Origin of the sequence: Burkholderia sp. IMCC1007, from assembly GCF_027257875.1 — a bacterium.
GTDB lineage: Bacteria > Pseudomonadota > Gammaproteobacteria > Burkholderiales > Burkholderiaceae > Burkholderia.
In genome coordinates, this window is record NZ_JAPVQY010000009.1 from 1 (window position 1) to 12,422 (window position 12,422).

Below are 12,422 nucleotides of genomic sequence, written 5' to 3' on the forward strand. Positions count from 1 at the left end.
GGTGCTGGCGCACCGGCGCGAGCGGCCGGTCGCGCACGCGGCATCAGGCCGCCGCCGGGTAGCGGCGCGACCGGCGGAAGCCCGCGGCCACCCGCCCGCGCAACCGTTTCCGCTTGATGCCGGTCAATCGTCAGACGACGCGCGTTGATGCATGAATGCAACACGCCACCATAGGGCATACCCGCGGCAGCGTCAGCGGCCCGATGCGAGCGCCGTCGGCGCGTTCGCACGGCCGCGGCCGGCCGGGGCGTGGTCGTGATCGCCGTACGCGGCGACGAGCGCGTCGACACGCGCGAGATGATGGCGGTTGTCATGGTCCCACGGGTGGAAAGCCGGCCGCAGGAAGCTCAGCCATTCGCCCGCGATGCGCGGAAAGAGCCCGCGCCGCGGCCCGTACAGGAATGCGAGCATGCGCAGCATCCCGCGCACGTGATGCCCGGCGCGACGGTCGCGCCACAACAGCGTCACGTGCATCAGGAATACGGTCGGCCAGAACGTCAGCGTCGTCAGCAGATACACGCCGACGCGGATCAGATAGCGGCCCGCGCCCGGCTTCATCACGGCATTCCACACGTCGTACGACACGGCCTTGTGCTCGGTTTCCTCGAGCGCGTGCCATATCCACATCTGCCGATAGCCGTCGACCGAGCCGTCGAGACGCGTCGGGTCGCGCAGGAGCCAGTCCGCGAGCATCGCCGTGTAGTGTTCGGCCGCGACCGTATGCGCGAGTTGCACCGACCGCGGCAGCACGCGCTTCATGACGCCGAGCACCGCCCACACGCGCTTGTCGAGCTTGCGCGCCGGCAGCCGGTTGGCCTGCATCAGTTCGTTGTATTCGACGTGCTCGCGCGTGTGCATCGCTTCCTGGCCGATGAAGCCGAGCACCTGCCGCTTCAGCACGGGATCGTCGATCCGGTCGCGATAGTTGCGCACCGAATCCATGAAAAAACGTTCGCCGGCCGGAAACAGCAGCGACAGCGCGTTGAAGAAGTGGGTCACGTGCGGGCCGAGCCCATGCCAGTCCTTCGCGCGTTCGACCGGCAGGTCGAAGCGCAGGTCGCGGCGCACCGGCATCACCTCGGCTGCGGTGGCGGAAGCGGCTGACTTCATGTTGGTCGTTCTCCTTGTTTTCGGCGGCCCGGCATCCGTTGCGGCCGTGCCGGCGCGGGCCTCGGCGCCGCATCGCGCGGCGCCGGAATCGTGACATCGATAGATGTAACGATAGGCCGCGGCCGCCAGCGCGCGCAAGCCGCGCGATAGACGCGCGCTTCCAAACAGAACGCTGTCGAACGCGCCCGGAAAACGGCGTTCCGATCTCGGCCGGCGCTGCGGAAATTCGAACGCGTGCGGCGGCTCGCGGGCTGCCGATGAGCGTCGTCACTACGGCTCGCGACGGCTTGGCGAGCCCCGGCCAACGGGCGTTTCACCGGTTTTCACGGCGGTAGGCGGGGCGCCGCCGACCGGGCCGGTTAGCACCGATTCATACGCTCGAGCAGCGCGGGCGATGCAACCGCATTCATTCGGCTCGTGAAAAATTCAAACGCGCGTTCCATTCGCGTTTCGGGCACCGCGCTCCGCCGCGGTCACGACGGGCGTGCAGCCGGGCCTGAGCCACGTGCGGCGGCCCCCTGCGCGCTCGCCTACAATAGCGGTTTTACCCAACCCCTTTTCAGGAGAAGTCATGACTGTCACCACGACCGCATCGGGCCTCAAAATCGAAGACCTGACCGAAGGCACCGGCGCGGAAGCGCAAGCCGGCAAGACCGTCAGCGTTCACTACACGGGCTGGCTGACCGACGGTCAGAAATTCGACTCGAGCAAGGACCGCAACGACCCGTTCGCGTTCGTGCTCGGCGGCGGCATGGTCATCAAGGGCTGGGACGAAGGCGTGCAGGGGATGAAGGTCGGCGGCGTGCGTCGCCTGACGATCCCGCCGCAACTCGGCTACGGCCCGCGCGGCGCAGGCGGCGTGATTCCGCCGAACGCGACGCTCGTGTTCGAAGTCGAACTGCTCGACGTCTGACGACGCCGCCGGCCGACGTCCCGCCGATGCAACGCATCCCGTCTCCCGCCATCGCGCTGCGCCGTTACGACACGTGCGAAGCGTCCGACGTGCACGACTTTCATCAGGTCGTGCTCGGCGTCGACGGCGCGATGGTGATGGCGGTGGACGGCGTCGGCCAGCGCATCGACCGGCACGCGGCCTGGCTGATTCCGGCCGGCTCGCGCCACGATTACGCGGGCCTCGGCGACAATCGCCAGCTCGTGCTGGATCTCCCCGCCGCGTCGCTCGCGGTGCCGCAGCGGTTGTTCGACAGCGCGCGCGCCGTGGCGATCGACCCGGCGCTGACCTCGCTCGTCGCGCAGGTCGCGGCAGTCGCTGCCCAGCTCGACGAGCCGGGCGGCGACGCGCCGCACACGCATCGTTTCCAGTGGCAGGCGGCCGCGCGGCTGTGCGACGCGCTGCTCGGCGAGGCCGGCGTGGCCGCGCCCGCCGCAGGCCTCGATTTCGCGCGAATCGACCGCTGGCTGCGCGCGCGGCTCGCGGAGCCGCTGCGCATTGCCGATCTCGCCGCGCACTGCGGCTACGGGATGCGCCGCTTTCACCAATTGTTCGTCGACGCGTTTGGCGAAACGCCGCATCGCTACCTGCAGCGGCTGCGGCTCGACACGGCCGTGGTGCTGCTCGCCGACGGCCGTCATCCGCTCGTCGACGTCGCCGGCATGGTCGGCTTCGCCGATCAGAGCGCCTTCACGCACGCATTCACGAAGCGCTTCGGCGTCGCGCCCGGGCGCTGGCGCGGCGAACGGCACTGAGCGGATCCCGCGGGCCGGACAGCCTTCTCCACCGTCACGCTTTCAGATCGCGAGACAGACAGTTCGGAGGCCTGCTCATCAAGCGATCGGATTGCGTCGGCACCACGCAGCATCGACGCTTCACGCCTGCCTGAAACATCGCAGCCCATCGCGCCCTACGATGGGTTCATGGACAAGACCACCGTTTCCCCCGCCTTCTCGCCCGCGCTCACGCGCATCGTCGCGACCGTCAGCGTCGGCTTCGTCGTCACGCAGCTCGACGTGACGATCGTCAACATCGCGCTCGCGCACCTGGCCGGCGACCTGCATCTGCCGGTCGCCGGGCTGCAGTGGGTCGTCGATGCGTACACGCTCGCGTTCGCGGTGCTGATGCTGTCGGCCGGTGCGCTCGGCGACCGCTTCGGCGCGCGCCGGCTGTACGTCGGAGGCCTCGTGCTGTTCGCGCTCGCGTCGCTTGCGTGCGGCGCCGCCGTCGCGCCCGCGATGCTGATCGCGGCCCGCGCGCTGCAGGGCGTCGGCGCGGCGGCGATGCTGCCGAATTCGCTCGCGCTGCTCAACGACGCATGCCGGCACGATCCGCGCGTGCGTGCACGCGCCGTCGGCTGGTGGACGGCGGCCGGCTCGATCTCGATCGCGGCCGGCCCGGTCGTCGGCGGCCTGCTGATCGCGGCGTGGGGCTGGCGCGGCATCTTTTTCGTGAACCTGCCGCTGTGCGCGGCCGGGCTCGCGGCCACGTTCGCATGGGTGCCCGAGCGGCGCGCCGCGGCGGCACCGGCGATTCCGGCAATGCCCGCACGCGCCGCAAGCGCGCTCGATCTGCGCGGCCAACTCGTCGCGATCGCGATGCTCACCGCGCTCACCGCCGCCGTGATCGAATGGCGGCCGCTCGGCTTCACGCATCCGGTCGTCGCCGGCGGTTTCGCGGTCGCGGTGCTGACCGCGCTCGCCTTCGTCGCGATCGAGTCGCGTACCGCGACGCCGATGCTGCCGCTGTCGCTGTTCCGCCGCCGCACGTTCAGCGCGGCCGTGCTGTTCGGGATCTGCGTGAACCTCACGTATTACGGCACCGTGTTCGTGCTGGCGCTGTATCTGCAGCGCGTGCGCGGCGAATCGGCGTTGCAGGCCGGCGTCGCGTTCCTGCCGTTGACGGGCGGCTTCCTGCTGTCGAATCTCGCGAGCGGCCGCGCGGTCGCGCGACACGGCCCGCGCGTGCCGATGCTCGTCGGGGCGCTCGTCGCCGCGCTCGGCTACGGCTCGCTGCATTTCGTCGATGGGTCGACGCCGCTGCCGCTGCTGCTCGTGCCGTTCCTGCTGATTCCGGCCGGCATGGGCTTCGCCGTGCCGTCGATGACGACGGCCGTGCTCGCGTCGGTCGAGCAGGAACGTGCCGGTATCGCGTCGGCCGTGCTGAACACCGCACGGCAGGCCGGCGGCGCGATGGGCGTGGCCGCATTCGGCGCGCTCGCGGGCGGCGGCGGCGCGTGGCAGACCGTCGAGGGCCTGCATGCCGAAACCGCCGTGTCGGCCGGACTGCTGGTTGCGGCGGCGTTACTCGCGATGTTGGTCAGGGCCGATGCGCATCGCGACACATCGGGCGCACGCCGGGCGGCATCCGCAGCCGATTGAGCGAAACGATCGATCGCCATCGGCGCGCGTGTTGCCCGACGACACCGTGCGACGGCCCCAGCGCGGCGCTTGCACCGCCCGATGAACGGGCGCTCATCCGCGCGCCGCGCCCTCGTCGTCCCCCACCTTCCGCACCATCGTCTCCGCCGCCTTCACCGGCCGCCCATCGCCGTGCCGCAGCGCGAGCTTGCGGATCGCGCGGCCCGTCTTGCGGTCGACCAGCACCGAATGCGGCTCGCCGCGCGCAAACAAGTTCGCCTCGCCCCACTGGCGCAGCATCACGATGATCGGGAACAGCCCCTCGCCCTTCTTCGTCAGCACGTATTCCTGATACGCGCTGCCATCCGACGCGGGCACCACGTCGAATACGCCGGCATCCACCAGCATCCGCAGCCGGTCCGACAGGATGTTGCTCGCGACGCCGAGGCTCGTGCGGAAATCGCCGAACCGGCGCACGCCGTCGAACGCATCGCGCACGATCAGCAACGCCCACCGATCGCCGACGATATCGGTCGCCCGCGCCACCGGGCACGGCGAATCCGCAAGACTTTTCTGCCTGGCCATGGTTCCTCTCCGCTGTCGCACCCGGTCGCCTTCTCAGGCACCGGCCGGCCATGCGACGGGCCCGTCGCCCGTCGCTTCACAAGTTGCATTTTAAAACTACTTTTCCTACACTCCATTCTAGTTTCAAATTGCAACTACATAGCGCAAGGGAAAAGCCATGGAATCGTCCTGCCATTCAGGCTCCGTCGCGGTGAACGCGGCATCGGGCGCGGATCGTCCGGCCGACGGCGCACGCGCGTCCACCGCGTCGAGCGTGTCCACGGCGCTGGTCGCGCTGCTCGCCGTCTGCTGCGCGGCGAGCGTCGCGAACGTGTACTACGCGCAACCGCTGCTCGATTCGATCGCGCGCGACTTCGGCGTGTCGCAGGCGGCAGTCGGCGGCGTCATCACCGCGACGCAGCTCGGCTGCGCGCTCGCGCTGCTGTTCGTCGTGCCGCTCGGCGATCTGCTGAACCGCAAGCGCCTGATCGCCGTTCAGCTATTGCTGTTGACGGCGGCGTGCATCGGCGTGGCCGCATCGTCGACACGCATCGCACTGCTCGCGGGAATGGTGGCGGTCGGGCTGCTCGGCACCGCGATGACGCAGGGGCTGATCGCCTGCTCGGCCGCACTGGCCGGCGCGGGCGAGCGCGGGCGCGTGGTGGGCGCCGCGCAGGGCGGCGTCGTGATCGGCTTGCTGGCCGCGCGTTCATTGGCGGGTGTCGTCACGGACATCGCCGGATGGCGCGCGGTCTATCTCGTGTCGGGCGCGCTCGCGGTCGCGATGCTCGTCGCGCTGTCGCGGCTGTTGCCCGATACCGATGCGCCGCGCGGACGCATCGGCTACGCGGCGCTGCTCGGTTCGATGATGATGCTGTTGCGCACCGAGCGCGTGCTGCGCGGGCGCGGTTCGATCGCGCTACTGATGTTCGCCGCGTTCAGCATCTTCTGGAGCGCGCTCGTGCTGCCGCTGAGCGCCCCGCCGCATTCGATGTCGCATACGCAAATCGGCGCATTCGGGCTCGTCGGCGCGCTGGGCGCGGCAGCGGCGGCACGCGCGGGCCGGCTCGCCGATCGCGGGCGCGGCGAAGCGACGACCGGCGCCGCGCTCGCGCTGCTCGCGCTCTCGTGGCTGCCGCTGGCGTTCGGCGACACGTCGATCGCGCTGCTGGTGGCCGGCATCGTGCTGCTCGACGTCGGCGGACAGGCCGTCCACGTCGTGAACCAGAGCATGATTCTCGGCGCGCGGCCCGATGCGCATGCGCGGCTGGTCGGCTGCTACATGCTGTTCTATTCGGTCGGCAGCGGGCTCGGCGCGATCGCGTCGACGATGATGTATGCGCGCGCCGGATGGATCGGCGTCTGCGGGCTTGGCGCGGCGGTCAGCGTGATCTCGCTCGTCGTCTGGGCGGCGACGCGAACGCGTGCATGATGCGCGTGCGCACACCCGCGCCGCGTGCGCTCACCCCGCCATCTGGATCGCCTCGTCGTACACGCCGGCGACGCGGCGTGCGATCACCGCATTGTCGAAGTGATCGCGTGCATAACGCTTGCATGCGGCTTCGTCCGGCAGCTTGATCGCGCCCGACAGCGCGGCGCCGAGCCCTTCGGCGATCGCATCGGCGCCGGTGGACGGCAGCACGAGATCGTCGGACAACCCGGCGACCGCCTCGGGCAGCCCGCCGACCGGCGTGACCAGCACGGGCGTGCCGGATGCGAGCGATTCGACCGTGATCAGCCCGAAGCCCTCGAGCGCGACGGTCGGCACGACGCTGACGGTGGCCGCGCGGTACAGCGCGGCGAGATGCTGGTCGGGCACGAAGCCGAGCAGCTTCACGTTGTCCTGCAGCCCGGCCGCATCGATGCGTTGCTGCAGCTCCTCGGCGAGCTTGCCCTTGCCGGCGATCAGCAGCAGCACGTCGGGATGGCGGCGCTTGACCATGCCGATCGCGTCGACCAGATCCTCCAGCCCCATGCGCCGCACGAGCCGGCGCACGGCCAGCACGATCGGCCGGTCCTGCGGCAATTGCAGCTTGTGGCGCGCCTCGACCGGCGTGAGCGGCGTGTCGAACTGCGCGGTATCGACGCAGCCGGGAATCACGCGCACGCGCGACGGATCGATCCCGTAGCGGTTCGTCAGGATCTGGCCGAATGCCTGCGACAGCACGATCAGCCGCGACGAGCGCGTGTAGACGGCCTGTTCGAGATAGCGCTTCGCGCGCTGCCCGAGCGATGCGGCGCCCTCGACCTGGCTTTCGTCCGCCCACGGCCCCTGGAAGTGCGACACCTGCGGAATCCCGCGCGTCACGTCGAGGCCGGGGAACGTGTACAGCGCGAAGTGCGACGAGATCACGTCGGGCCGCGCGCTGCGGATTTCGTCGCGCAGCGCGCGGCGCGCGGCGAGCATCCGGCGCGCGAGCGGCTGCGATGCGGGGCCGAAGCCCTGGATCGCGCCGCCCGTGTCGTCGGCGACCTTCGGCGAGCCGGCGACGAGCCCGCGTACCTCGACGCCCGCACCCGGCAGCGCGCCGACGAGCGAGTAGTACATCCGGTCGAGGCCGCCCGCGCGTTCGGGGAACCAGTGCATGCCGATTTGCAACGATTTGATCGGCCGGGAAGAAAGAGACATTACGACTGCTCCTGCGTGACCGCATGCTCGACCCGCTCGAACGCGGACGGCTGCGAGGGTTGGCCGATGCGCCGGTAAAGCGCGACGTACTGGGCGCCCATGTGGGCCCAGCCGAAACGGGTCATCAATTCGCGGGCGGCGTCGCCCATTGCGCGGCAGGTGTCGCGCGACGCGGCGAGCGAGCCGATCGCCTGCGCGAGCGCGTCGGGATCGTCCGGATCCTCCAGCACGATTCCGCAGTCGCGCGTGATGATTTCCGCGCCGCCCGCGGTGCGCGCGGTGACGACCGGCAGCCCGGCCGCCATCGCCTCCAGCAACGACAGGCTCATCGCTTCGTAGCGCGAAGGAAACACGTACGCGTCGACCGAGCGCATCAGCGTCGGCATGTTTTTCACGAGCCCGAGGAAATGCACGCGCGACGCGATGCCGAGCGCGCGCGCCTCTTCCGGATACGGGCTGCCGGGCAGATAGCCGGCCACTGCCAGATGCACGTTCGCGGGCAGCTTCGTCAGCGCCTTCAGCACGGTGCCGAGGTTCTTGCGCGGCGTGCGCAGATCGCCGACGAACAGCAGCAGGAACGCGTCGTCCGGCAGCGCGAACGCCGCGCGATCGGCCTGCGCGCCCGCGAACGCGCTGCCGTCGACGCCGTTGTAGATCACGCTGATCTTGCGGCTGTCGATGCCGAGCCCGGCGATCTCGTCGGCGACCTTCTGCGACACCGCGGTGATCGCGCGCGAGCGGCGGTATGCCCAGCGCTCCAGCGCGGTGTTCACGCGCGTATAGACGTACTGGTAGGCCGACCACAGCCCCTTCGTCAGCCCGAACGGGTAGTACGGACTCTTGAACCAGCCGCCGTGCACGAAGTGCGCGGTATTCACGTCGGCGCGGATCCACGAGATGAAGCCGTTCACGTGCAGCACGTCGTATTCGCCGCGATGCGCGCGCAGCCACCACGCGCTCTTCAGTGCGAACACCTGCTGCTTGACGAGATTCGACGGCCAGAAGCGCCCGACCTTCATCGGCACCCAGCGTACGCGCGGGTCGGCCAGCAACTCGGGCGCGACGTGCGACGCGACCAGCGTGACTTCGTAGTGTTCGGCCAGCGCCGCGCGCGCGATTTCATAATTGACGCGGCCCTGCCCATCGTTATGACGCACGACGTGCGTGACGATCGCGATCCTCAATGGTCGCCTCCCCGTGAACGCGCGGCGGCCGGCAGGCGCTGCGCCTTCTGCCAGTGCGCCGCGGATAGTATGGAAAAAATGGCCGTGAACATCAGCAGGCCGCCCGTGCCGATCAGCGAGTTCGTGAACACGAGCATCGCGAACGTCGACAGGCACAGGCTCAGGCATGCGCCGACGAACTTGTCCTGGCGCAGCTTGAACGCCGCGCGCAGCGTGCGGCCGAACAGCATCACGACGCCCGCCAGATACAGCAGCGTGCCGGGCCAGCCGAGCACGAACGGCACGTTCATCACGCCGCTGTCGAAGCTGCCGTACTTGCCGAGCTCGCCGCTGTCGCTCGACAGCTTGGTCGACGCACCGGTCGCGCCCATCCCTTCGCCGGCGACGTCGGTGAACGCCGTCTGCGCGAAGGTCGCGTAGAACTTGTTGCGGTCGTCGTAGCTGCGGTCGTCCTTCAGGTTCGTGATGGACTGCAGGCGCGCACCGAGCCGGTCGGCCACCGGCCCGACGGTCAGGAGCGGCACGCACAGCCCGACCAGCACGACGCCGCTGATCAGGATCCGCATCCGCACGCGGTTGCTCGACTGCACGAGCTGGATCGCGAGCGCGATCACCCAGCCGCCCCAGGTCGAGCGCACGAGACACAGCGCGAACGACACGAAGCCGGCGGCGCCGGCGACCCAGCGGACCTTCTGCGGCGCCGCGAACACGAACACCAGCGCGCCCATGATCGCGAACGCGAACGGCCCCGACGAGTTCATCGTGCTGAACACGCGCACGCCGTACGGCACCGGCTCGCCCTGCGAGCCCATGTCCGAGCCGATCATCCACAGCACGTCCCACTGCGGCATCACGAAGTACTGGACGACACCGTACACGCCCATCACGAGCATGCCCCACATGAAGGTGGACAGCAGCACGTCGCGGTACTCGGGATAGTCGCGCGCGTTGACCATGATGTGGAAGCCGATCAGCACCGGGTACACCCAGTTCGCGAGGTCGTAGGTCGCGGCCATCACGCCGCTCGACACGATTCCGACGAGATACGCATACGTGAGCCCGAACAGGATCAGCAGCACCGGAATGCCACGCCGCTGCGCGAGCACGCGGTAGTGCCGCAACAACCCGAGGCCGGCGATCATCGTCACCGCGAGCGGCGCGACCTGGATCAGGCTCGTCGGCGTGAACGCGCCCTTCGACCAGTCGGCCAGGCGCCGCACCTCGGGGCTCAGGAACCACACCCACCACATGAAGCCGACGTAGCGCGCCGGGCTCTTGAAATAGAGCCAGAGGCCGACCACGATGGCCAGCACCGGAAACGCGAGCGTCAGTACCTTGCCCTGGTGAATGGCGATCAGCGCGGCCGTCAGCGTCCACAGCCCGGCCTGTCCGGCCCAGTGCCTCGGCTCGGCGAACCAGCTGCGGGTGCGCGACGGGGCGCGTTCGGCGGCAATCGTGCTCATCGATCCGTACTCACTGCGACGAAGGACGCGAATCCGCGAGCGGCATCGCGACGCCCGCGGCGGCCGGCGTGCGCCGGCGGCGCAGCATGTCGCGCGTGATCCGCACGTGCTGTTCGGCGAACGCCTGCGTGGTCAGGTCGCGCTCGCGCAGGCACGTCGCCGCGGCGCGTGCGCACTGGAGCGCGGCGGCCGGGTCGGCCACGAAGCGGTCGGCAGCCTCGCGCATCGCCTGCGCGTCGAACGGCGGCACGTATGCAGCCGTGTCGTGCGGGAAGTAGTCGCTGAGCCCGCCGACGTCGGACACGATCATCGGCTTGCCGACGGCCGCCGCCTCGAGCATCACGGTGATACCCGATGCGTGGAAGTTCGGCCGCAGCGGCACGACGATCACGTCGGCCCATGCGTACAGCTCGTGCTGCTTCGCGAGCCCCGACGCCGAGCCGATCCGCACGTTCGGCGCATGCCAGTCGCGCGGCACGCGGCGGCGCGTCGCGAGCCGCACGTCGTAGCGTTCGTCGCCGCCGAACGCGGCGAGGAAGGTGCGCCAGTCGCGATCGCGGTCGTTGCCGATCGCCGCGATCCGCAGCGGCCGGTTCGGCTGCCATTGTTGCGGGTCGGTGAGCGGGAAATCCTGCGTGTTCAGTCCGTAATAGACGAACTCGGCCTCGCGCCCGAGGTAGCGGCGGCACAGCTCCGCGTTGTCGCGGGCGAGCGTGGTCAGCGCGTCGGCGCGCGCGAGCAGCTTGCGGTACAGCCAGCGGCGCGGGCCGCCGAAGGTACCCCACTTGTCGAACAGCCACACGCTCTGCGCGAGCAGCAGCGGGCGCTTGCCCTGCGCGCCGGCCAGCTTCAGGATCAGCGCGGCGGCGAGGTGTTCCTGCTCGGTGTGCGTCCAGATCACGTCGGTGTTCAGCAGTGCGGCGCGATTGCGCCATGCATGCACGACGTCGAAGCCGAGCGCCGCCTTCAGGCCGCGGCGCGCGAGGCTCGCGATGCGGCCCTCGCGCCGGTCCTGCGAATAGGTGAGCCGGAATTCGTCGGACTCCGCGTGGTGATAACCGTACAGGCAGCCGATGTTCTCGCCTTGCCGGTAGGTACGCGGATCGGCGCCGTAAAACAGGTGGACGTGAACCTTGGTTGAAGTCATGCAAGCCCTCCGGGTGTGGCCGTGCGCGATGCGCGCGGCCCGTTCAAGACGTCACCGGCGGCATCGCCGCGCGGTGGGGGGCAAGGTTCGCGCGGCGCGCATCGCGGGCGCCGCGGCGCACCGCGCGCCAGTGCTCGCGCACACGCTCGCGCCGGGCGGTCGGCAGCGCCAGCAGCACGTGCGCGAAGCCGGGATAGACGCGCGTACCGACCAGCGTCCACCACCACCACGCGATCTCGCGCCGCAGCGGCGGCAGATGCTCGCGCAGGATCAGATGCAGGTTGTACGCGCCGTTGCTGATCGCGTTCAGCGATGCGGCATCGCGCCGGTCGTCGTCGAAGCGCTCGGCCGGGTAATGATCGACCGCGATCGCCGGGTCGTAGACGAGCTTCCAGCCGTCGCGCTGCACGCGCATGCTGAACGCCATGTCGTTGTGCACCTGCGCGCCGGCGCCGCGCAGCCGCGTGTCGAAGCGCAGCCGCTCGATCGCCGCGCGGCGATAGCTCATGTTCGCGCCTTTCAGCATGTCGACTTCGCGCGCGCCGCCGACGCCGAGGTGATGGTTGCCGACGATCTTGCCGGACAGCGTGAGCTGGCCGACGAGCTCGCGCGATTCGTCGAGCACGCGGCCTTTCTCATGGACCCAGTCGCGTCCGCCGACCGCGCCGACGCGCGGATCGCGATCGAACACGGCTTCGACACGCGCGAGCCAGTCGGCGCGCGGCGCCGCATCGTCGTCGGTGATCGCGATGATGTCGCCGTTCGCCGAGTCGAGCCCCTTGTTCAGCGCGGCGACCTGGCCCGGCACGTCGACCGGCACGATCCGCAGCGGCAGCGCGCCGCCGACGGCCGGATCGGCGAGCCGTTCGTGCGTGGCGTCGTCCTCCGGGCGCGCGACGACGATCACCTCGTCGGGCAGCCGCTGCTGCCGCTGCAGCGCCAGCAGGCAGCGCGCGAGGTCGGCAGGGCGCCGGTAGGTCGGAACGAGCACGGAAATTTTCATCGAAGATTCT

Annotated in this window: 11 protein-coding genes; 4 read left to right on the forward strand and 7 right to left on the reverse strand. The window is 69.9% G+C overall.

All coding sequences use genetic code 11. The features are described 5' to 3' along the window. Positions 1-192: 192 nt before the first annotated feature. The gene (locus tag O1Q03_RS11175) at positions 193-1,110 is read right to left on the reverse strand and encodes a metal-dependent hydrolase (RefSeq protein ID WP_269503436.1); all 918 of its coding nucleotides are present in this window, start codon (positions 1,108-1,110) and stop codon (positions 193-195) included. 571 nt (positions 1,111-1,681) lie between these two features. Here O1Q03_RS11175 and O1Q03_RS11180 point away from each other — a divergent pair. From O1Q03_RS11180 to O1Q03_RS11190, 3 genes are all read left to right on the forward strand, one after another. Beyond that, positions 1,682-2,023, forward strand: a complete 342-nt coding sequence (locus tag O1Q03_RS11180) for an FKBP-type peptidyl-prolyl cis-trans isomerase (RefSeq protein WP_059450863.1) — start codon at positions 1,682-1,684, stop codon at positions 2,021-2,023. Between the two features lie 26 nt (positions 2,024-2,049). Beyond that, positions 2,050-2,817 (forward strand): helix-turn-helix transcriptional regulator, encoded by a 768-nt coding sequence (locus O1Q03_RS11185; protein WP_269503441.1) that lies wholly within the window; start codon positions 2,050-2,052, stop codon positions 2,815-2,817. Between the two features lie 168 nt (positions 2,818-2,985). Next, positions 2,986-4,443, forward strand: a complete 1,458-nt coding sequence (locus O1Q03_RS11190; protein WP_269503443.1) for an MFS transporter — start codon at positions 2,986-2,988, stop codon at positions 4,441-4,443. A gap of 93 nt (positions 4,444-4,536) precedes the next feature. Here the strand turns inward: O1Q03_RS11190 and O1Q03_RS11195 are convergent, their stop codons facing one another. Further along, positions 4,537-5,007, reverse strand: coding sequence for a winged helix-turn-helix transcriptional regulator (locus O1Q03_RS11195; protein WP_269503450.1), 471 nt, complete (start codon positions 5,005-5,007; stop codon positions 4,537-4,539). Between the two features lie 157 nt (positions 5,008-5,164). Here O1Q03_RS11195 and O1Q03_RS11200 point away from each other — a divergent pair, with 157 nt between their 5' ends. Beyond that, complete coding sequence (locus tag O1Q03_RS11200; RefSeq protein ID WP_269503451.1) at positions 5,165-6,418, forward strand: MFS transporter; 1,254 nt, start codon at positions 5,165-5,167, stop codon at positions 6,416-6,418. A gap of 30 nt (positions 6,419-6,448) precedes the next feature. On the opposite strand, the gene O1Q03_RS11205 is transcribed toward O1Q03_RS11200, so the two are convergent. Genes O1Q03_RS11205 through O1Q03_RS11225 form a run of 5 tightly spaced genes read right to left on the reverse strand, consistent with a single transcriptional unit; the run spans position 6,449 to position 12,412 of the window. After that, positions 6,449-7,615 carry a glycosyltransferase family 4 protein gene (locus O1Q03_RS11205; protein ID WP_269503452.1) on the reverse strand — a complete coding sequence of 389 codons (1,167 nt, stop codon included), beginning with the start codon at positions 7,613-7,615 and terminating at the stop codon, positions 6,449-6,451. Continuing rightward, a complete protein-coding gene (locus tag O1Q03_RS11210) occupies positions 7,615-8,799 on the reverse strand; it encodes a glycosyltransferase family 4 protein (protein WP_269503453.1) in 1,185 nt (394 codons plus the stop codon). The genes O1Q03_RS11205 and O1Q03_RS11210 overlap by 1 nt, the downstream gene beginning before the upstream one ends. Next, positions 8,796-10,262 (reverse strand): O-antigen ligase family protein, encoded by a 1,467-nt coding sequence (locus O1Q03_RS11215; RefSeq protein WP_269503454.1) that lies wholly within the window; start codon positions 10,260-10,262, stop codon positions 8,796-8,798. Before O1Q03_RS11215 ends, O1Q03_RS11210 begins: the two co-directional genes overlap by 4 nt. Before the next feature lie 10 nt (positions 10,263-10,272). Continuing rightward, complete coding sequence (locus O1Q03_RS11220) at positions 10,273-11,409, reverse strand: glycosyltransferase family 4 protein (protein ID WP_269503455.1); 1,137 nt, start codon at positions 11,407-11,409, stop codon at positions 10,273-10,275. A 43-nt stretch (positions 11,410-11,452) separates the two neighbouring features. Continuing rightward, entirely contained in the window at positions 11,453-12,412 is a 960-nt protein-coding gene (locus O1Q03_RS11225; protein WP_269503457.1) for a glycosyltransferase family 2 protein, read from the reverse strand. Positions 12,413-12,422 lie beyond the last annotated feature (10 nt).